The following is a 20,260-nucleotide window of genomic DNA, read 5'->3' on the forward strand; positions in this document are numbered from 1 at the left end:
GGGTAAAAGGCAGGGCTTAACTGCTTATCAAGCTATTCAACAAGCCCTCTCTATTCATGGCTCCCTTTTTTCCCCTAGTTGAGCAATTACGGGGATTCAGTTAAATGTCGATTTAAGCGGTGTCGAAGGTCGCGGCATTACCGACTACAACGACTATCCCGTCCTACCAGGGGAAAAGGTCAACCGTTACCGCTTTATGAGTTTCTACCTCGAAGGCAGTACCAACAATTTTAACGACTTCTTTAGCTATGTGGTTGACCCCGAATGGCTTGCCAGCAATAGCGAAGAAGCCCGTGCTTTACGAGAAGCTAAAGGTAAGGCTAACAAGGCTTGGCGGGTACTGCACCGAGTAACTTATGTTGAGCGTCCTGCTTTGATGGGATTTGGTCGAGATGTTCGTCAACTTGCTGTTGCCGACTCAACCGATGAACTTACTCAACTACAAGCCAAAGTGGAAACACTGGAGAAGCAAAACGCGGAAATGCTGGTCAAACTTAACGCAATTCTCAATAAGTTGGATTCAAAGCCCTAATCTTTAGGTGCTGATGGGTGGAAAGACAAATTAATTAAACGTAAAATACGATCGCGCGTTAGAGCCCCGACTTCTTAAAAAAGTCGGGGCTCTGGGTATTTTGTCAATCTAGACTAAGCAAATTCTCGCAAAGCTGGAATTAAATACTGTGTCAAAGTAAAGGCATCTACTCCTAATTCTGTCCGTTCTTTGGCTGCCATGATTCCGGCTTGAGCGTGCCACCAAACTGCTGTTGCAGCAACTGATTCGGCGGGGGATTTGCGGGCGATCGCAGTTGCTAATAGTCCCCCTAACAAGCCTGTGAGAACATCGCCGCTGCCGCCTCTGGCGAGGGCTGGGGTGCTTTCGGGATTGAGGTAGGTGATGGTACGTGAAGCGCAGCTATCCCCTAGGGAATCGCCCTCATCCTTCCAACTTATGCAAACTCTGGCTCCTTTGAGCAATATCGTTGCACCGCAAAGCTGAGCTGCTGCTTGAGTTGCCGCAATTCGATCGTCGCCGGTTTCGTCGGCTAATTCGGGAAATAAACGCTTGAATTCGCCCGGGTGAGGCGTGATAATTGTCAGTGCTGAGCGTTCGGACAAAATCGGTACTGTGCCGAGTTGAGCGAGGATATTTAAACCGTCAGCATCTAACACGAGAGGTCGATCGCTCTCTAGTAAAGATTCTACAGCTATTGCCGCTTCCAATGTCAGACCAGGCCCTGCCGCGATCGCATCATAGAGGCCCAAATCAATTGCTACTGGCAACTCGCTAATTGCACCGCTTTGGGTTTCGGGACATCCTATAACTAATGCCTCTGGCAACTGACTGCTCAACATCGGTTTGATCGACTCAGGAACAGCGATTGACAGCATTCCGACACCGCTGGCTCTTGCTCCCAATGCAGACAAAATTGCGGCTCCGCTGTAGCGGCGGGAACCTGCAATAATTAGTAAGTGACCGTTGGTGTATTTGTGCGAAATTGGCGATCGGGGTAACGGCAAATGCTGAGTTGCAGATGCTTTTGTAATGCGTTGTACTGCTGGCGTTTCGCCCAATATTGCTGCAATATCTGCTGCGGGAATATCAAAATCAATTAATTCGGAACTGCCGATATATTCTAACGCTCTGTCTTGCAGAAATGCCATTTTCCACAAGCCCAAGCAGAATGTATGTTTTGCCCGGATTGCCATTCCCAAAAAATCTCCGGTATCTGTATGAATTCCCGACGGAATGTCTATACTAAAAATGGGTATATTTAAATTATTTATTTCATCAATAGCTGTGGCGGTAGCGTTATTAATTTCTCGTTCTAATCCAAATCCAAATAAACCATCTACAAGCAAATCGCAGTTTTTCAGCGGTTCAATTTTGTCAACAAATGGAATATTTAAACAGCGCGCATAATCAGCGTGATTTTTGGTTAGTTCTTTTAGTTTAGAAAACGGGCAGTAAATAACTACTTGGAACCCTTGAAAGTGCAATTCGCGGGCAACAACCAAAGCATCGCCGCCGTTGTGTCCCGGCCCAACCAATACGCCGATAACTGGCAATTGAGAATTGTCAATCTTTTTCCATTCTCCCCTCTTCCTTCTATCAGTTACATCCGTTATACAATCTGTTGCCGAACTTCCTTCCCCCTTCAAAAGCTCCTGAATGCGTCTAGCAATCAGTCCCGCGACTTTTTCCATTAAAGCTGCGACTGGCATTCCAGCAGCAAAAATTCTCGTTTCTATTTGCCGCATTTGGTCGGCGGTGACAACAAATTTTTGAATAGTCATATTAGTGTTAAAATTTCAGCTAACAGCAGCAGTGGCAAGTTGTAGTATCTTTGTGGTATAATAAATTAGCTCGATCGAACTAACTCACAGTAAAATAGCAATTTCTCTCCAACCATGAACAAGATTGTTGTAGGCCTCTCCGGCGGGGTCGATAGTTCCGCAGCAGCCGCAATTTTACACCATCAGGGATATGAAGTGGTGGGTTTAACGCTGTGGTTGATGAAGGGCAAAGGTCAGTGCTGCTCTGAGGGAATGGTCGATGCAGCTAAAATTTGCGAAGATTTGGGCGTACCCCACCACATTGTTGACAGCCGCGAGGTCTTTCAGGCAAGTATTGTCGATTATTTGGTGGAAGGTTACAGCGCAGGAATTACGCCTCTGCCTTGTTCGCAGTGCAATAAAACTGTGAAGTTCGGCCCGATGCTCAAGTATGCTCGCGAAGAACTCGGAATTGAAAAAATTGCTACAGGGCACTACGCTCGGATTACGTACGATGCTGGTACGGGTCGCTATCAGTTGCTGCGGGCGATCGACCCTGCGAAAGATCAGTCTTATTTCTTGTACGATCTAACACAGGATTTGCTGGCGGGTACGGAGTTTCCTTTGGGGGAAATTACCAAGACTGAAACTCGCAGAATTGCGGCGGAATTTGGCTTGAAAACTGCTGATAAGCCGGAAAGTCAGGATTTGTGCTTGGTGGAAAGTAACGGTTCGATGCGGGCTTTTCTGGACAAGTACATTGCGCCGCAAAAGGGTGACATTGTGGACAAGTCAGGGCGGGTGCTCGGACAGCACGACGGCGTGCACCACTACACCATCGGCCAGCGGAAGGGACTCGGGATTGCTGCACCGGAACCGCTGTACGTGATTGAACTCGATGCTGCTGGCAATCGGGTAATTGTGGGCGATCGGCAGTTGGCGGTAGAATCTGAATGTACTGTCCAGAAAGTGAATTGGGTTTCTGTGGCTGCGCCGACTGCTCCGATTCGGGCTCAGGTACAGATTCGGTATCGATCGCACCCCGTCCCCGCTACAATTGTTCCTGTGGAACCATCCCAAGCAGAGGAAAAAGCCAGCGGTACAAGAGTTAAGTTGATTTTTGACGAACCGCAGTTGAGCATTACCCCCGGACAAGCCGCTGTTTGGTATGACGGAGACGTGCTCTTGGGCGGCGGCATCATCGAAAGAAACCAACTCCCAAATTAAGGCAAGGGGCGGGCTAGAAGCCCACCCCACAAGAAACCACCCACAAAAAAACTCACTCTTCGCTTCACAGGCATCTTGCCTGTTTGTGAGCCCCACCCACAAAAAAACTCACTCTTCGCTTCACAGGCATCTTGCCTGTTCCAAAAGGAAATTTATTTTTCATTTCACAGGGGTACATTTACCTAACTTTCTTTTCCAAGCGCAACACATTTCCCCTAGCATTAGTGCGGTAAACCCAAGTTTTGCTGCCATCAGAAACCACAACCCGCCAACCTTCGACAATCATTTGACCGCAAATTTCATCAGCTTTTGCGAGTCCTAAACAAGTATTTGGCCAACTTTGTCTGCTCGATTCAGTTACTTTCAACTTGTCAGCAGCAATGCCAGTGGAGCGCGACAAGTTTTGGCGAACTGCTGCTGCTACGGTTGCGGGCAATTGGTTCGGGGGATTTGGGCGCGTACTCTCGGCCAAATTGCCCGGTTCGGAAATTAGACTATTGAGTGCAAATACCGAATAGCTGATTTTTTGGGGCATCGCGGCAGCGGAAAATTGCTGCGCGATTTGCTGTGGTTGGCTTTCCAACTGGCTGAGGGAATGTTTGAGAGCGCCCGCGTTAGCTGCTGCGGTTTGTCTTAGCGCCGGATACATTTCCCAGGCAAGAATTCCTGTTAGCACCAAAGCCAATATTAAAGGATTGGGCTGCTTTTGGTCTCGGTTTTGATTGTTTTGAGAGTTATTTTTGGAGATTCGTTTCATCATATGCCTTCTGCCTCACTTTACACAATGCGCGATCGCTCCTGAACACTCAACTGCAGATACTGATTGAGACACTGTTGGTGGTGCTGTTGGTTCCTTTGTGCAGAACCGACTTGACTGCTGGTGCGGCGCAAGTATTTTCTACTCGCTGCGGGCACTTGTGTTTCAGGAAACTTGCACTACCCAGTTATTACTTAATTTTTACCCTTAGTCTGGGGGTATTAAGAAAAATTTATGCTTAAGTAAATATTCTTAAAAGCATCTAATTCTGCCCAACAATTTCAGTACAAATAACTATTCATCGTTCCAAAACTGCTAAAGGTGTTTTAGACTGTGGGAGGCGAGCTGAGCCAAGGATATCACAGGGATGCCGCAAAATTTGTTGCAACAGGACTAAAACGCATTAGAAATTAAATCAGCTATCGCTGATTAATTGTATTAGCATTGTGGTTTTTTAGAGCGATCGTCCCCGAAACTACTTTAGTAGCGATCGCTACTTTTTTAGTACAATCTTGTTGAAATCTATCGACTATGAACAGAAAATCCCTGGGCATCCATTTAATGAATAGGCTGAGCTATCCTCAAAACTTTACCTTAATCGGTTTCATATTTGCAATACCGTTAACCTTGGTCATGTACTTGCTGATTTCGGAAATTAACAGCAGGGTTGATTTTTCCCCAAAAGAAATCTACGGAAATCAATACCTGCGCTGGCTGCGCAAGTGGAGGGAATACATACCGAAACTTCAACTCTTAAATTATCAGCCTTTAAATACAAATTTAAGCCTGCCAGATACGAGAGCTGATTTAGAAGCTAAGGTGGACGCGAACTTTCAATCCCTGGTTAATACCGAGATCCAGCTCGGCAACCTATTAATTTGTATTCAAAAGTTTATTAAACTTTATCAAGATTGGCAAAACTTCAAACTTCGCCACAGTCAGTGGATTTTAGAAAATTAAAATTTTGTATATCAACCATTTGCTGGCGACATTGATAGACTGAGCGATCGCGCCTGCGATACTTCCAATCTGATTTCCGATCCAGATTTGGATACCTATTATTTGATGAATGCTACTTTGCTGAATCTTCCAGAGATGGAAAAAATCTTATCAGAGATTAGGCTAATTTCTCAAAAAATTAGCCTGCATTCCGATGCCACATCAGAAGAAAGAGCGCAACTAATTACTCTTTCGAGCAGACGGTTCTGTCGAGCGATTTGATACGGTCGATTTGGGTTTCCCGATCGGGCTGGATGCAGATATTGCTGAATTTGTTGCTGAAAAAATTGTGCCGTTACATTCAGGAGATGTGGTAGTGCTGTACACTGACGGGATTACGGAAGCTGAAAATATTGATAAAGTGCTTTATGCTTTAGATAAGTTAATTGAGGTAATAGAGATTAATTGGCAGCGTTCCGCTGCCGGAATCAGGCACGCTGTAATTAAGGACGTGCGATCGCACATCGGCGAACAAAAAGTTTTTGATGACTTCACATTGCTGGTACTCAAACAAAATAGTTAATCAAATCTCTCTTCTCAAGCTTAAAATATATACAGTAATGTTTCTCTTCTCAAACTTTACCTCTCACATCGATATGATTCAGACTTTCGGCGATTTCATCGAGCAGTCAGCTAGCCAAGAATACTTAATAATTGGCTTTTCTCCGAGTTCGATCCCCCTGAAGCAGCGGTGGCGGAACAACGGTTTGTCGGCGGATTTTCTGGCTGACTACTTGACGACTTTTTTTCCGGGAAACGAAGACGACCCCTCGACAATTGAAAGACAAGCTGAAATGAAAAGCGCTGTTAGCTACATTGCTAACGAGTTATTAGAAAATGCTATGAAGTTTAATGATGAAACCTCGGAGTACCCGATCGACATTAAACTGCAATTAGAGAGCGACAGAGTGATTTTCTCAGTTGCTAACAGTATCTCTCCGCAAGCTGTGGAAAAGTTTCAGGCTTACATTCAGCAGTTGCTGGCCTCCGAGCCGAGCGAGCTTTACATTCAACAGTTGGAAAAAAATGCTGCTGACGAAAAATGTATCGATTCTGGATTGGGTTTGTTGACCATGCTCACCGATTATACCGCCAAAATCGGCTGGAAATTCCAGACCGTGCAAAAAGACCCAGAAGTAATTGCGGTGACAACTATGGTGCAATTAACAGTATAAGCAACGCTGCCGATCGATAATATCTAAGGAAATTTTTTTTGCGACAATGGAAATTAAGACAGAAGATTACCGGATCTGTTACGATCCAGCAACGGCAACCGTGAGTTTTTTTGGCTCTCTCAGGCTGAGGGGGCCTGCGGAGTACGCACCGATAATGCAGTTTCTGGGCAAGGCAGCCGACTTGGAACAGACGAAAATAACCTTCAATTTGCAGCAGTTAGAAATTTTGAACAGTGCTGGCATCAATATGCTGTCGAAGTTTATTATCGAGGTGCGACAAAAAGCTCGGGTACAAATGGCAGTACAAGGTTCTCAACGCATAGCTTGGCAAAATAAATCTTTGAAGAATTTCCAACGCCTGATGCCTGGTTTGCAGTTGGAATTAGTATAGACACACGATTACTTTTAGGGTACGGTCTGTTGAGTAATTTTCTGTTAGTCGAGGCGCAAATTCTCGGGTTATGCTGGAAGAAGAACCATCTAGAGAACACCTACTTTTAGAGATAGAAAGATTGCGCCAGCAAGTGGAAGACTTGAAGGAGGAAAAAGCGGATCTGGAAATCTTGCTGGAAACTACTGCTCAACATTCCGATACGATTGAAACAGAGTTGCGCTATCGGGCATTGGAGGCGGTGCGGGAAGGCGAAATCAAGCTGGCTCAATTTCTGGAAGCGATTCCGATAGGCGTGGCCGTCCTCGATGCTCAAGGCAGACCTTACTACGTCAATCACGCCGGACAGCAGTTATTCGGTAAAGGGGTTTTGCCGTTAAATGCAGTTGAGGATTTGTCAGAAAGTTATCAGATTTATATCGCGGGAACTGATACTATTTACCCTTACGAGAATTTGCCGATCGTCCGAGCTTTGAGGGGCGAAAGCGCGACATCTGACGATCTGGAAATTCATCGACCCGACAAGAAAGTTCCCGTTGAGATTTGGGGAACGCCAATTTTTGATGAGGGTGGCAAAGTTGCTTTTGCGATCGCAGTTTTTCAAGATGTCACTGAACGCAAACAAGCTGAAGCCGATCGCCAAAAAAATATTAAGAAACTATCTGAAGTCAATCAAACTTTGGGAAAATCCCTGGATGCCGAATCAGAATTAACTGATGCCTACGGGCGATTTGTGCCACATCAATTTCTAAATTTGTTGGGATATGACACTATTATAGAAGTCCATTTAGGCGACCAAGTGCAGCAGGAAATGTCGGTACTGTTTGCGGATATTCGCGACTTCACGGCGCTTTCGGAAACTATGACGCCGGAAGAAAATTTTAAATTTATCAATGCTTACCTTTCGCGGATGGAGCCTGCCATTACTAGCAATAACGGGTTTATTGACAAATACATCGGCGATGCAATTATGGCTCTGTTTAGCGACTGTGCAGATGATGCAGTTAAAGCGGGTATTGCGATGCTAAATATTCTAACTACTTACAACGAACACCGTCAAAAAGTCGGCTACATCCCAATTCAAATTGGCATTGGCATCAATTCTGGCTCTTTGATGCTGGGGACAGTCGGGGGTAAAAGCCGAATGGACAGCACTGTGATTAGCGATGCTGTTAATTTGGCATCTCGCATTGAAGGATTGACCAAAGATTACGGCGTACCTCTGTTAATTTCTCAGCAGACTTTGGAACGGTTGCGAAATCCGGCTGATTATGCTATTCGGATTGTGGATAAAGTACAGGTAAAAGGAAAATCTCAATATGTCGTAGTCTATGAGGTATTTGATGCCGATCCGCCAGAAATTAGGTCGGCTAAGCTAGCAAATTTGCCCGTATATACTGAAGCTATGTTACTGTGCGATCGCAAGGAATTCCGGGAAGCGGGAAAATTGTTTGAAGAGTGTTTGCGGAAAAATCCCAGCGATCCGGTAGCTCGTATTTACCTGAAACGCTGTCGGGATTGGCGATCGCTCCTCAAAGGAATTTAAAGCAAGTTATTAGTCATTAGTCGTTAGTCAACACCTCGGAGAGTTTTTGATTACCAACCGTAGAATGACGGTTTCAAGGCGATCGGTATCAGGGCAACCCTTGCCGAGGCACAGGATATGGAAAAACCAAGAGTTTCAGCTTAGGAACTCAAAATGCCAGCGGAGGCGATCGCACTGGCGACTTCAGAAATCCGGTTTCCGACTATATTGCTCGTTAATAAACCTAGGAGCTTTGCTAAAAACCAAGTTTCTAGCCCACCCACGAGTACACCATGAAACTCTCCGGAGTGTTGTGATAATATTATGAGTAATTTGGAGTGTCAAAAAAAGACCATGAGAATCAACAAGCAGCAGCCTAGAATATCTATAAAACCTTCAGTGATTAAAGCTATAGCTCTGTTCTGTCTGTGCTGCTTGTTAACTGCAAGCTGCGGACAGAGGGCCAATCGATCGGTGAATGCGAGCGGCGAAAATGTTAATAACCGCGTTACTATTGGCACAACTTTGAAATTGCGGACGATCGACCCTGCGGACGCTTACGAAATTATATCGGGGCAACTGCTGCAAAATTTGGGCGATACTCTCTACACTTACAAGTCGGGAACTACTGAGTTAATTCCCCACTTAGCGACAGCACTTCCAAAAGTTAGCCAAGACGGGTTGACATATACAATCCCCTTGCGTCAAGGCGTTATTTTTCACGACGACACACCGTTTAACGCCGCAGCAATGGAATTTTCCTTGCAGCGGTTTATCAAAAATGCCGGCCGTCCTGCTTTCTTGTTGAGCGATGCAGTAGAATCTGTGAAAGCGACGGGCGAATACGAATTAACTTTTCAACTCAAAAAGCCTTTTGCTGCTTTTCCTTCCCTGTTGACATTTGCCGGTATTTGTGCAGTTTCTCCAAAAGCCTACGAGATTGGGGAGGGTAAATTTAAACCCGATACGTTTGTAGGAACTGGACGCTACAAGTTGGCGAAGTACGGCAGCGATTCTCTCAAGTTTGACGTGTTTGACAAATATTGGGGAGAAAAACCAGTTAATCAAGGAATTGACCTTTTGCTGCTTTCTAGTTCGTCAAATTTGTTCAATAGTTTTCGGACTGGTGGAGTCGATGTGGCTTATTTGTCTATGGATGCAGACCAAGTTCGCAGCTTGGACGAGGGAGCAAAACAAGGCAAATGGCAGGAAATCGCCGGGGAAAGCAGTACGGTTAGTTACATGACGCTGAATACCAAATCTCAACCGCTGGACAAGTTAGAAGTGAGACAGGCGATCGCCGCAGCGATGGATCGCCCGCTGATTAACGATCGCGTACTGCGGGGACAAGCACAACCGCTTTACAGTTTGATTCCCACAACCTTCGACGTTCAAAAACCGATTTTTAAAGAACTGTACGGCGATGCTAACACTACAAAGGCTAAGGAACTTTTAACGAAAGCGGGATACTCGGCCGCCAATCCTTTTGTTCTGCAAATTTGGTATCCTTCAGCTTCCACAAAACGAGCTTTAGTGGCGAGTACGATCGAGGCGCAAGCTAAATTAAAAATGGACGGGATGATGCAGGTTGAAATTAACAGCGTTGAATCTCCGACTTTGTTTCAAAATATAGAGAAGGGGATTTATCCTGCCGTTTTAGTTGATTGGTATGCCGACTTTTTCGACGCCGACAATTATATTCAGCCGTTTTTGGATTGTGCCACCGGTTCGGCCGCCGGGGGCTGTGAAAAGGGTGCTAGTCAAGGTCAGGGTTCGTTTTATTATAGCGAGCGGGTAAATCAACTGATCGACAAGCAACGAAAAGAACCAAACCCTCAAACCCGCAAAGCCCTCTTTGCCGAAATTCAAGATATACTGGGTCAAGATGTACCTTTTATCCCTCTTTGGCAGGATAAGGACTATACCTTTGCTCAGAAAAATATTACCGGCGTCCGTTTAGAACCGACACAATCTTTTCCTTTTTGGTTCCTGAAAAAGCAATAATTCTTTACAAGAATTTGCAGGAGTTGAAACGTCAATTATTATTGCATATTTTCTGCACAACAGGGTGATGATTGTCACAGTTTATGAAAGAGACCCATCACCCAACCCTCTCAAATAATGTGGGATATTATTAAAGAGAGATATTGCTGAGGGTAAGTATATGAAACTTGGAATTTTAACAACAACAGGGCTACTGATTGCGATCGGTTTGGCATCTGGAGCAAAAGCAGAAAACGTATCACAAGTCAAGCAACTATTAGAAACTAAAAAATGTAGCAAATGTGACTTGACAGGATCGCAACTTGCTGGTATTGATCTGAGCGGAGCAGATTTGAGCGGTGCGAATCTGCGGGGTGCAAATTTGAACGGTGCAAATTTGAACGAAGCCAAATTGAACGAAGCAAATCTGAAAAAAGCTAAATTGCAAGGTGCGAGTTTAATTGGGGCTAAATTGCACGGTGCCAATTTGGAGGGTGCTGATTTGAGCCGCGCTAATCTGAGTCTGGCGGGTTTAGTGATTGCCAGTTTGAAAAATACCAACCTCACCAGCGCTAATTTAATCGGTGCTAATTTAGAAAGCGCAGATTTGGCGGGTGCGAACCTGAGAAATGCTCGCCAGTCCGTTGCGAATTTAGCTGATATCAGCCTCAGAGGTGGCAGTGTATCGGGAATAGACGTACAGGGAGTCAACTTGCGGGATGCAAATTTGACCAATGCAAATTTGACCAATGCAAATTTGAACGGTTCCGACTTGACCGGTGCTAATTTAAAGAATGCCAATATGGCAAATGTAGATTTGAAAAACGCTTCTCTGCCGTAGGACGATCGCCAATTGCTATATCAAACTCTGGTGCTTAAAAAGCTTAATATAATAATGTAGGGGCAATTCTGAAATTGCCCCTACATTTTTTTTATTTGTAGGATTTATCTCGTTTCCGGTCGCTGCGCGGATCGTTGTTCGGTGCGAGAAGCTTTTCGCTGGCATCTGCGATTGCTTCATATTTTGATGTCGGCTCAATCTTCTTCCTGAGTATCTTGGGCGAAGCGGATAATGTCATCATCGCCGAGGTATTCGCCATTTTGGATTTCAATCATCACCAGGGGAATAACGCCTGGATTTTCTACGCGGTGAGCAGTATTCATGGGAACGTAGGTTGACTGTTTCTGCATGAGAATCGTCTCTTTGTCGTCGCAGATAACTTTAGCGGTACCGGAGACGACAACCCAGTGCTCGCTGCGGTGATAGTGCATTTGGGTGCTGATGTGGTGTCCCGGTTTGACTTCAATGCGATTGATCTTGTAACGATCGCCCGCGTCTATCACTGTAACTTTGCCCCAAAACCGGGTTTGTGTGCGATCGTCAATTTTTTCGATTGTGTCCACTGTTTCCACCATCCTGTTTATCTCGCTAACGGTGTCTGCCAAAATAGCTGTAGTTAAAAGTATATCAGGGATAGGGTAAGCGGGTAAGTGCGATCGGGCGATCGATTTAAACATTACTAAATTAGCCGCCATTCACGAGCATCAATAAATTGAGACAAATGCCCCACATTTGTTGTAGCAATTACCACCTGATTTCCTTCACTTCCCTCCAATATTGCTTGAGCCGCCAAAATCACATCCCCGTCAAGTGCATTGGCTTCTGCGGTTGGTCTTCCTCTCATTCTCGCTTGCGCCCACAATTGAGCGGCCAAAAGCATTACTTCTGTAGTCAAAGGACGGTATGTAAGGACCTTCTTGAATAGGTCAAGTTTTCTGATACCTCTCTCTTTTCCCGCTCGAATCAATTCTCGCCGCACCTCATAGTCAGCAATTTCAGGCAGGATTACCATTTCGCCATTTTGTAGTAAGGAGTCTAGCCAAAGTTGGCATTCCAAATAAGGAGGTTTGGCTTGAGGGTTTGTTACCATCCCTAATGGGCCAGAATCCAAAATAATTATTCTGCTCATTGAAACAAGGGTCGATTAGACATCCGATCTTCATTTATCACTTGTTCTAGATATTCCGCAGTTTCTTTTTGGTCTTGTTCGTCATCCTCTTCTCGCCACGACCGCAATAATTCAATTGCACCTTGATTTCTTTGTATCCGTTCCTCCAGCGACAGTTTAGTAATGTCTATTTTCTCAGATGTCTGGGGAGGCTCGGACAATACGGGCTTTACTGTCACCGTTTCCATAAATAAGCGCATCATCTGAAGTAAATTCGGCCAATATTCTCTGGGAGTTTGCTGAATTACGCCCAGAAATTCTGCGATCGGCTGGCTTAAGGGGCGATCGCTCTCTTTGTCTTCAACCGTAGGAGTTTCGGGCGCGGATTTTACTGTCCCTTGGCTTTCGCTGCTTAAAACTTGTTCTGACATAATTACTTTCCTTCTTTCTCTCATTTACTCATATTATAAATAAAAGGCGGGCGATCGCCCGCCGCACTTTTTACCTGCTCAAAACACCATCAGGAATCCCCAAAATATCCTCAATGCGAGGCATATCTTCTAAAGCAATCACTCGCCCTTCATCTTCAAAACCAGCAATTTGATCGAAATTCAAATACCGATACAAATCACTAGCAAAAGGATCGATTCTTTTGGACACAATGTCGTTGTATTCTTGGACTGTGGGAATTCTACCTAACAGCGAACAAACGGCAGCCAATTCCGCCGAGCCGAGATAAACTTGGGCATCTTTGCCCATGCGGTTGTTAAAGTTGCGAGTAGAAGTTGAAAACACCGTTGTCGCATCTTTAACCCGCGCTTGATTTCCCATACAAAGACTGCATCCGGGCATTTCTGTGCGAGCTCCAGCAGCTCCAAAAATGCTGTAATAACCTTCTTCTTTGAGTTGCTGTTCGTCCATCCGAGTTGGCGGACAAATCCACAGGCGAGTTTTCACTTCCCCTGCACCTTCCAACACCTTCGCTGTGGCGCGGTAGTGACCGATATTTGTCATGCAAGAACCGACAAATACTTCGTCAACCCGATCGCCCGCAACCTCACTCAACAACTTAACATTATCCGGGTCGTTGGGAGCAGCCACAATTGGCTCTTTAATCTCGTTCAGATCGATTTCGATGATTTCCACGTACTCCGCATCAGCATCAGCCTCCAGCAGTACCGGATTTGCCAGCCATTCCTCCATCTTCGCTACCCGGCGCATCATCGTCCGCGCATCTTGATAGCCCCGCGCCACCATGTTTTTCAGCAGCGCGACGTTGGAACGAATGTACTCAGAAACAGTCTCCACGCTCAATTTAATCGTGCATCCGGCGCAAGAACGCTCGGCCGTCGCATCGGTCAATTCAAAAGCCTGCTCGACCTTCAAATTCGGCAAACCTTCAATCTCCATAATCCGCCCAGAAAAGATGTTTTTCTTGTTCTGTTTCTCGACGGTTAGCAAACCTTTTTGAATTGCCACATAGGGAATTGCATTCACAACATCCCTGAGCGTTACTCCCGGCTGCAATTCACCTTTAAACCGCACTAATACCGATTCCGGCATATCCAAAGGCATGACGCCCAAAGCAGCAGCAAAAGCCACCAATCCCGAACCCGCAGGAAAGGAAATTCCCAAAGGAAAACGAGTGTGAGAATCGCCCCCAGTTCCCACTGTATCCGGCAATAACATTCGGTTCAGCCAAGAGTGAATAATGCCGTCTCCGGGGCGCAAAGCTATGCCGGCGCGCTCTGCCATGAAATCGGGCAATTCGTGGTGAGTTTTGACATCAACTGGTTTCGGATAAGCGGCGGTGTGGCAGAAACTTTGAATTACAAAATCGGCGCTAAATCCCAAACAAGCAAGTTCTTTCAATTCGTCCCGAGTCATCGGCCCGGTGGTATCTTGCGAGCCGACTGTTGTCATGGCTGGTTCACAAGATGTACCGGGACGAACGCCGGACAAACCGCAAGCTTTGCCTACCATTTTTTGTGCTAAAGTGAAGCCTTTGCCGGTATCGGTGGGAATAGTCGGGCGGGTGAAAATAGTGCTGGGTTCTAGTCCTAAAGCTGCGCGGGTTTTGTCAGTTAAAGTGCGTCCAATTAATAGCGGAATTCGGCCGCCGGCGCGAACTTCGTCTAGAATTGTGTCGGGTTTGAGGGTGAAGGTGGAAATGATTTCTCCGGCTTCGTTGGTGATTTCGCCTTTGTAGGGATGGATGGTAATTACCATTCCTGTTTCCATTTTGGAGACATCGCATTCGATCGGCAAAGCGCCGGAATCTTCAGCGGTATTGAAGAAAATCGGGGCGATCGCACTTCCCAGAATATAACCGCCGCTGCGCTTGTTCGGCACAAACGGAATATCATTGCCAATGTGCCACAGCACCGAATTAATCGCCGATTTCCGCGAGGAACCGGTGCCGACAACATCGCCGACGTAGGCTACGGGATGGCCTTTTTGCTTCAACTCTGCGATCGTTTGCAGAGCTCCTGGTATCTTACTTTCCAGCATCACCAAAGCGTGCAGGGGAATGTCGGGCCGGGTGGTAGCATGAGGTGCTGGCGACAAGTCGTCAGTATTCGTTTCTCCGGGAACTTTGAAGACTGTAACGGTAATGACTTCCGGCAGTACGGGGCGGCTGGTGAACCACTCGGCTGCAGCCCAAGAATCGACTACCTGCTTGGCGTAGGGATTGGTATCGGATAAAGTCAGAATGTCGTGGAAGGCGTCGAATACTAACAGGGTTTTGCTCAAGGCCCGGGCTGCGGTAGCGCCAATGGCGGTTTCGGCAGTGGGATTGAGCAAATCGATTAAAGATTGCACGTTGTAACCGCCCATCATTGTCCCCAGCAGGTAAACTGCCCATTTGGGAGCAATTAGGGGGCTGTGGATTTCACCTTTAGCAATGCCGGTTAAAAAACCAGCTTTGACGTAGGCGGCGCTGTCTACTCCGGGCGGGACGCGATCGCGCAATAATTCTATTAAGGTTTCTTCTTCTCCAGCCGGCGGATTTTTCAGCAGTTCACACAGTTCCGACGTTTGCTGGGCGTCTAGCGGCAGCGGTGGAATTCCCAAAGCGGCCCGTTCGGCAGCGGTACGGCGGTAAGATTCAAGCATTTCTCCTCTCTCCTCGGATAGTATTCGGTGGTTGGCAAGCAGGTGACTTTACTTTTTAGATTAGGAGCTTCCGCTGCTGATTGGGTAAAGTACCTCGCCATACATAAAAACTTAACGCAAGTTTAAAAACTGTAGATTTTCATACCAAAGACAGATGTGCTCTCGACCGAGATTGGATCGTATCAAACTCCAGCCGAGCAGTTTAAGGCGTTCATTGGTATTGTTCTGGTTAAGATTAATGTGTTGTGGGCTACTGCCGATCGTCCTCTGCATCCATTCCTAACAAGTTAAGCTAGGGAAGCATTTGTCAATCAGCAATTATGCTCAAAGTTTACTCGGATTTTGGGTAGAAAACTCAGATTCGGGCGATCGAGGAATTATGCCGAGCGCCATATTTATGCCCGCTCACTCCCAAATCGCGAATTTCCACTCCTAGAAAAGCAGTTTTTTTGCGTAATATTACTGATTGACAAATGAAATTAAGTCTTCAGTTGTTACCAATGCTCTGCATCTGAAATCGTCATTTACCGCAAGTTGAAAAAAGTTGTCCTGCTAATGGATCGGTTAACAAATGGAAAGTTTTATCCCTGAAAACTCTGAAGACTGTCAGGGCTGTGCCTCCAAGGCAGACTTGTACAAAGAGCTGCAAGGAACGACAGAATTACTGCTGACGATCGGCAACTCGATGCCGATGCCCCTGATCGTCAGCAGTCTGGCGGACGGCACAATTCTTTATAGTAACGATTTATGCCGTCAGACTTTCGGGTTCACAGGATTCAAGTCGATCGAGCGCCAAAAAGCCGAAATGCTCTACCACAACCCTGCAGAGCGCCAGGAATTGCTGTTGCGGCTCGCCCGCAACGAACACGTCCGCGAGACTGAAGTCCGGCTTAAAAAAGCTGACGGTACGCTGTTTTGGGCAAGTGTATCGATGCGGTATCTGACATTGGTGTCGGGGAAAGCTGTTCTGTCGGTGTTCAGCGACATTACCGATCGCAAGCGAGCCGCCGCGAAGGAGCAGGAATTGCTCGCGTCAATCCACTTGCGGGCCCGCCAGCAAGCGGCCGTCGCTTACTTGGGGCAGCAGGCCCTGGCTGAAACAGATTTGTCTGCACTGATGGACAAAGCTGCGGTTTTAATTGCTCAAACGCTGGACGTTGATTATTGTCAGTTGTTAGAACTGTTGCCCTCTGGCCATGCTTTTATGCTGCGAGCGGGGGTTGGCTGGCAGCCGGGCCTCGTCGGCAGCGCTACTGTTACCGCTTCTGCCCGATCGCAAGCAGGTTACACATTGCTAGTGGGCGAACCGACTATCGTCGAAGATTTGCGCGTGGAAACGCGCTTTAGCGAGTTGCCGCTGCTGCACAACCACCGGGCTGTCAGCGGCGTCACTGTCATCATTCCCGGCAATCGGGGAGTGGGAAGCAACTGGGGACAAGCAGAACCAGCGAACAGTTCCTCCTCGCCGGCCTGGGGCATTTTGGGGGTGCATACCAGCCAAGGGCGGGTTTTCAGTCAAGATGACGTTTATTTTGTAGAAGCGATCGCCAACGTATTAGCCGCGGCGATCGAGCGCATCATATCGCAAGAACGCTTACAAATGATGGAACGGGCGATCGAAAGTTGCAGCAACGGCATTGCAATCACCGACGCGACCGTTGCAGATAATCCGATTATTTATGTCAATCCCAGTTTTGAGCGGATCACCGGTTATCGCAGAGACGAGTTAATGGGGAAAAATTGCCGATTTTTGCAGGGCGCCGACAGGGACACCGCCGCTGCCAAACAATTGCGAAGTGCGATTGAAGAAGGCAGAGAATGTCAAGTTATCCTGCGCAACTTTAGGAAAGACGGCACGCCTTTTTGGCACGAACTGTCGATCGCTCCGGTTTACAACTCGCGGCGGCACTTAACCCACTTTATTGGAGTGCAAACAGACATTACCGACCGCCAGCGATCGGAAGAAGAATTATTTTTAAATTCTCAAGCTTTAGCAGCTTTTAGCGCTAATCTCAAACACTTGCACCGGATTACAACTTATCATTATCAAAACTTTGAAGAACTGGTTGACGATTATCTAACAGCAGGCTGTTTGATGTTTGGACTTTCTATAGGGATTATGGCTGAAGTTGAGAGCGAAACTTTTATTGTGCAGGCAGCGAAAACAGATTTAGGATACTTCGTGCGAGGCTTAGAATTGAACCTCAGCGATACTTACTGCGCCGCAGTCATTAAACTCAACAAAACAGTTGCGTATTCTCATATAGGAGCAGACATTGAGATGCGCGAACATCCAGCTTATCAAAGCTGCAAATCAGAATCTTACATCGGAACGCCGATATTTGTTAACAATAAAACATACGGAACTTTAAGTTTTAGTTCACCAGAAATAAAAAAAAGACAATTCAAGTACGAGGAAATAGAAATCATAGAATTGATGGCTCAAAGCATCGGTAAAATTCTGGCGGTTCACCAAATGGAAGTCGAACGCCAGCAGGCTGAAAAAGAGCGATGCGAGTTGATAGTATCTCTCCAAGAAAGTGAAGAACGCTATCGCCGTTTAGTAGAACTATCTCCCGAAGCGATCGCCGTTCACAGTCAAGGGAGAATCGCCTACATCAATGCTGCCGGCGCTAAACTCCTGGGTGCGAGCTCTCCCGATGCCCTAATCGGCTTTCCGGTATTGCATTTCGTCCATCCAAACTATGTGGAAACAGCCAGAGAGCGCATCCGGCTAGTCGAGAAAGAAAATAAGCCGATCGACCTTGCCGAACAAAAACTGATGCGGCTCGACGGACAAATAATAGACGTTGAAGTTGTCGGCATCCCCGCTACTTATCAAGGCTTGACCGCCGCCCAGATTATTATCCGAGATGTCACCGAGCGCAAGCGAGTAGAACGGCAACTGCTGCACGGCGCTTTTCACGATGCGCTGACAGGTTTGCCTAACCGCGTTTTGTTCATCGACAGGCTAGGACAAGCCATTCGCCGATCCAATCAGTCTGCCGATTACAAATTTGGTTTACTTTTCTTAGATTTAGACCGCTTCAAAGTAGTTAATGATTCTTTAGGACACGTTTTAGGAGACAAACTCCTAGTCGCCCTCGCGGATCGGCTGCAAACCTGCGTGCGGGCTTCTGATACCGTGGCTAGGCTGGGGGGAGACGAATTCACCATCCTGCTAGACCACATTCACAGCCTCAGCGACGCGACCCTAGCAGCTAAAAAGATACAAAAAGAACTGACGATGCCGTTTCATATCGAAGGGCACGAAGTATTTACCACTGCTAGCATTGGCATTGTTTTCAGTCGAGGCGAAACCGCAGACAGTGGCGAATCGAATCTCTACACTCACCCGGAAGAATTCCTACGCGATGCTGACATCGCTATGTACCGCGCTAAAGCTTTGGGCAAGGCCCGCCACGAGGTGTTTAATTTGGCAATGCACGACCAAACTATGTCGCTGTTGCAGTTAGAAAATGACCTGCGGTTGGCTATTTTGGGCAAGGAGGAATTAGGGGAAAGCAAAGATCAATGCTCGCACTTTATTGTGCACTACCAACCGATTGTTTCGATCGCCAGCGGTGCGATCGAGGGTTTTGAGGCTTTGGTGCGCTGGCATCACCCGGTTCGGGGTCTAGTTCCGCCGTCTACTTTTATTCCTGTAGCTGAAGAAACAGGTTTGATCGTGCCTCTGGGAGCCTGGGTGTTGCGGGAAGCTTGTCAGCAATTGCGCCTTTGGCAAGAAATGTTAACGGAGGAAGATGGAAGAAGTTCGATGGAAGTCAGAAAAAGGAAGAATGAAGAAAGAAGAGGGAAGAGGGCAGCGGGCAATCTACGGAATTTAACTGATTTAACAGATAGAGGAAATGAGGAACAGGGAAGAAGGAACATGGAAGAAATAATCGGTAAAAAATTACCAATTTCCAGTTACCAATTTCCGATTACCGATTTCCACTCCCCAGTTACCAATTCCCAATACCCAATTACCAATACTTCGGCTACCCTCAATACAAGTTCCCAGTTACCAATTCCCAATTTTCAATTACCAATTATCGATCCTTCGCAATTAACAATGAGCGTCAATCTTTCTCCGAAACAGTTAGGTCTGGCGAATTTGATCGAGCAAATCGATGAAATTTTAGCAGAAACTGGCTGCGCTCCGAGCTGTTTAAAATTGGAGATTACTGAAAGCGCGCTCGTGGAAAATGTGAAGAAAGCCAATATTGTGCTAGCCCAATTAAAAGGTAGAAATATTCGATTGTCGATCGACGATTTCGGTACTGGCTATTCGTCTTTGAGTTACTTGCACCGCTTTCCGCTGGATACGCTGAAGATCGATCGATCTTTTGTGAGTCGCTTGGGGGCTGTCGAAAACGGTGACGGCGGGGGTCAGCCTTTGCAGATTGTGCGGGCGATCGTGACTTTGGCTCACAATTTGGGATTGAATGCGATCGCCGAAGGTGTTGAGACAGCCGAACAGTTAGCACAGCTTCGAGAACTAGGCTGTGAATTAGCTCAGGGATATTGGTTTTCTAAACCTTTGGACAGTTCCGCAGTGACAGAAATGCTGATAAATCTCGGTAATAGAGCAATTCTCAAGTGAGTGAGGTACAAATTGGTAATGGGGAATGGGGAATGGGGAATGGGAAATTGGTAATTGGTAATTGGTAATAAAGTGAAGTATGGTACGTCAGCTAGGGAGATGTTTGCTACAAACTCAGAATCTCAAAACTGACGCACTAGGGAATAAATGGTGCATCAGAATTAGATTTTCGGTGATAATTGAGAATTACCAAACTGACGCACCGTAACGCTTTCGCAATTCCCAATTCTCAATTCTCAATTCTCAATTCCCCATTC

17 protein-coding genes and 1 pseudogene are annotated in these 20,260 nt (G+C 46.5%); 10 read left to right on the top strand and 8 right to left on the bottom strand.

Annotated elements, in window-relative coordinates:
* The first annotated feature begins 196 nt into the window (after nucleotides 1–196).
* Nucleotides 197–532: a hypothetical protein gene (locus tag E5S67_RS32535; RefSeq protein WP_216670552.1), complete on the top strand. Its 336-nt coding sequence runs from the start codon at nucleotides 197–199 to the stop codon at nucleotides 530–532.
* Nucleotides 533–645: 113 nt separating this feature from the next.
* On the opposite strand, the gene E5S67_RS18285 is transcribed toward E5S67_RS32535, so the two are convergent.
* Nucleotides 646–2,295, bottom strand: a complete 1,650-nt coding sequence (locus E5S67_RS18285) for an NAD(P)H-hydrate dehydratase (RefSeq protein WP_172189620.1) — start codon at nucleotides 2,293–2,295, stop codon at nucleotides 646–648.
* A 114-nt stretch (nucleotides 2,296–2,409) separates the two neighbouring features.
* Here E5S67_RS18285 and mnmA point away from each other — a divergent pair, with 114 nt between their 5' ends.
* Nucleotides 2,410–3,501: a tRNA 2-thiouridine(34) synthase MnmA gene (gene mnmA, locus E5S67_RS18290; protein WP_172189623.1), complete on the top strand. Its 1,092-nt coding sequence runs from the start codon at nucleotides 2,410–2,412 to the stop codon at nucleotides 3,499–3,501.
* 178 nt (nucleotides 3,502–3,679) lie between these two features.
* On the opposite strand, the gene E5S67_RS18295 is transcribed toward mnmA, so the two are convergent.
* Nucleotides 3,680–4,261: a hypothetical protein gene (locus tag E5S67_RS18295; RefSeq protein ID WP_172189625.1), complete on the bottom strand. Its 582-nt coding sequence runs from the start codon at nucleotides 4,259–4,261 to the stop codon at nucleotides 3,680–3,682.
* Nucleotides 4,262–4,278: 17 nt separating this feature from the next.
* Nucleotides 4,279–4,416, bottom strand: a complete 138-nt coding sequence (locus E5S67_RS18300; protein ID WP_172189627.1) for a hypothetical protein — start codon at nucleotides 4,414–4,416, stop codon at nucleotides 4,279–4,281.
* Nucleotides 4,417–4,789: 373 nt separating this feature from the next.
* Here E5S67_RS18300 and E5S67_RS18305 point away from each other — a divergent pair, with 373 nt between their 5' ends.
* The 5 genes and pseudogenes from E5S67_RS18305 to E5S67_RS18325 all read left to right on the top strand — a co-directional run bounded on the left by E5S67_RS18305 (nucleotide 4,790) and on the right by E5S67_RS18325 (nucleotide 8,369).
* Entirely contained in the window at nucleotides 4,790–5,218 is a 429-nt protein-coding gene (locus E5S67_RS18305; RefSeq protein ID WP_172189629.1) for a hypothetical protein, read from the top strand.
* Nucleotides 5,219–5,453: 235 nt separating this feature from the next.
* Nucleotides 5,454–5,780, top strand: a pseudogene (locus E5S67_RS18310) (PP2C family protein-serine/threonine phosphatase); the annotation flags it as partial.
* A gap of 73 nt (nucleotides 5,781–5,853) precedes the next feature.
* On the top strand, nucleotides 5,854–6,432 hold the full coding sequence (locus tag E5S67_RS18315) for a slr1658 family protein (protein WP_172189632.1): 579 nt from the start codon (nucleotides 5,854–5,856) through the stop codon (nucleotides 6,430–6,432).
* Between the two features lie 46 nt (nucleotides 6,433–6,478).
* The gene (locus E5S67_RS18320) at nucleotides 6,479–6,823 is read left to right on the top strand and encodes a slr1659 superfamily regulator (protein ID WP_172189633.1); all 345 of its coding nucleotides are present in this window, start codon (nucleotides 6,479–6,481) and stop codon (nucleotides 6,821–6,823) included.
* 70 nt (nucleotides 6,824–6,893) lie between these two features.
* Nucleotides 6,894–8,369 (top strand): adenylate/guanylate cyclase domain-containing protein, encoded by a 1,476-nt coding sequence (locus tag E5S67_RS18325; RefSeq protein ID WP_172189634.1) that lies wholly within the window; start codon nucleotides 6,894–6,896, stop codon nucleotides 8,367–8,369.
* A 140-nt stretch (nucleotides 8,370–8,509) separates the two neighbouring features.
* Here E5S67_RS18325 and E5S67_RS34065 read toward each other — a convergent pair whose 3' ends face one another.
* The gene (locus E5S67_RS34065) at nucleotides 8,510–8,632 is read right to left on the bottom strand and encodes a hypothetical protein (RefSeq protein WP_281363551.1); all 123 of its coding nucleotides are present in this window, start codon (nucleotides 8,630–8,632) and stop codon (nucleotides 8,510–8,512) included.
* A 70-nt stretch (nucleotides 8,633–8,702) separates the two neighbouring features.
* On the opposite strand from E5S67_RS34065, the gene E5S67_RS18330 reads away from it, so the two are divergent.
* Nucleotides 8,703–10,352 (top strand): ABC transporter substrate-binding protein, encoded by a 1,650-nt coding sequence (locus tag E5S67_RS18330; RefSeq protein WP_172189635.1) that lies wholly within the window; start codon nucleotides 8,703–8,705, stop codon nucleotides 10,350–10,352.
* 160 nt (nucleotides 10,353–10,512) lie between these two features.
* Entirely contained in the window at nucleotides 10,513–11,172 is a 660-nt protein-coding gene (locus tag E5S67_RS18335) for a pentapeptide repeat-containing protein (protein WP_172189636.1), read from the top strand.
* Between the two features lie 194 nt (nucleotides 11,173–11,366).
* Here the strand turns inward: E5S67_RS18335 and E5S67_RS18340 are convergent, their stop codons facing one another.
* The 4 genes from E5S67_RS18340 to acnB form a co-directional block, all read right to left on the bottom strand.
* Nucleotides 11,367–11,747, bottom strand: coding sequence for a cupin domain-containing protein (locus E5S67_RS18340; RefSeq protein WP_246276847.1), 381 nt, complete (start codon nucleotides 11,745–11,747; stop codon nucleotides 11,367–11,369).
* 104 nt (nucleotides 11,748–11,851) lie between these two features.
* Nucleotides 11,852–12,301, bottom strand: a complete 450-nt coding sequence (locus E5S67_RS18345; protein ID WP_172189637.1) for a PIN domain-containing protein — start codon at nucleotides 12,299–12,301, stop codon at nucleotides 11,852–11,854.
* A complete protein-coding gene (locus E5S67_RS18350; protein WP_172189638.1) occupies nucleotides 12,298–12,711 on the bottom strand; it encodes a hypothetical protein in 414 nt (137 codons plus the stop codon). Before E5S67_RS18350 ends, E5S67_RS18345 begins: the two co-directional genes overlap by 4 nt.
* 70 nt (nucleotides 12,712–12,781) lie before the next feature.
* Nucleotides 12,782–15,397, bottom strand: coding sequence for a bifunctional aconitate hydratase 2/2-methylisocitrate dehydratase (gene acnB, locus E5S67_RS18355; protein WP_172189639.1), 2,616 nt, complete (start codon nucleotides 15,395–15,397; stop codon nucleotides 12,782–12,784).
* A gap of 571 nt (nucleotides 15,398–15,968) precedes the next feature.
* Between acnB and E5S67_RS18360 the strand changes: the two genes are divergently transcribed.
* Nucleotides 15,969–20,003 carry an EAL domain-containing protein gene (locus E5S67_RS18360; protein WP_172189641.1) on the top strand — a complete coding sequence of 1,345 codons (4,035 nt, stop codon included), beginning with the start codon at nucleotides 15,969–15,971 and terminating at the stop codon, nucleotides 20,001–20,003.
* Nucleotides 20,004–20,260 lie beyond the last annotated feature (257 nt).

Source organism: Microcoleus asticus IPMA8, from assembly GCF_013179805.1.
Lineage (GTDB): Bacteria > Cyanobacteriota > Cyanobacteriia > Cyanobacteriales > Microcoleaceae > Microcoleus > Microcoleus asticus.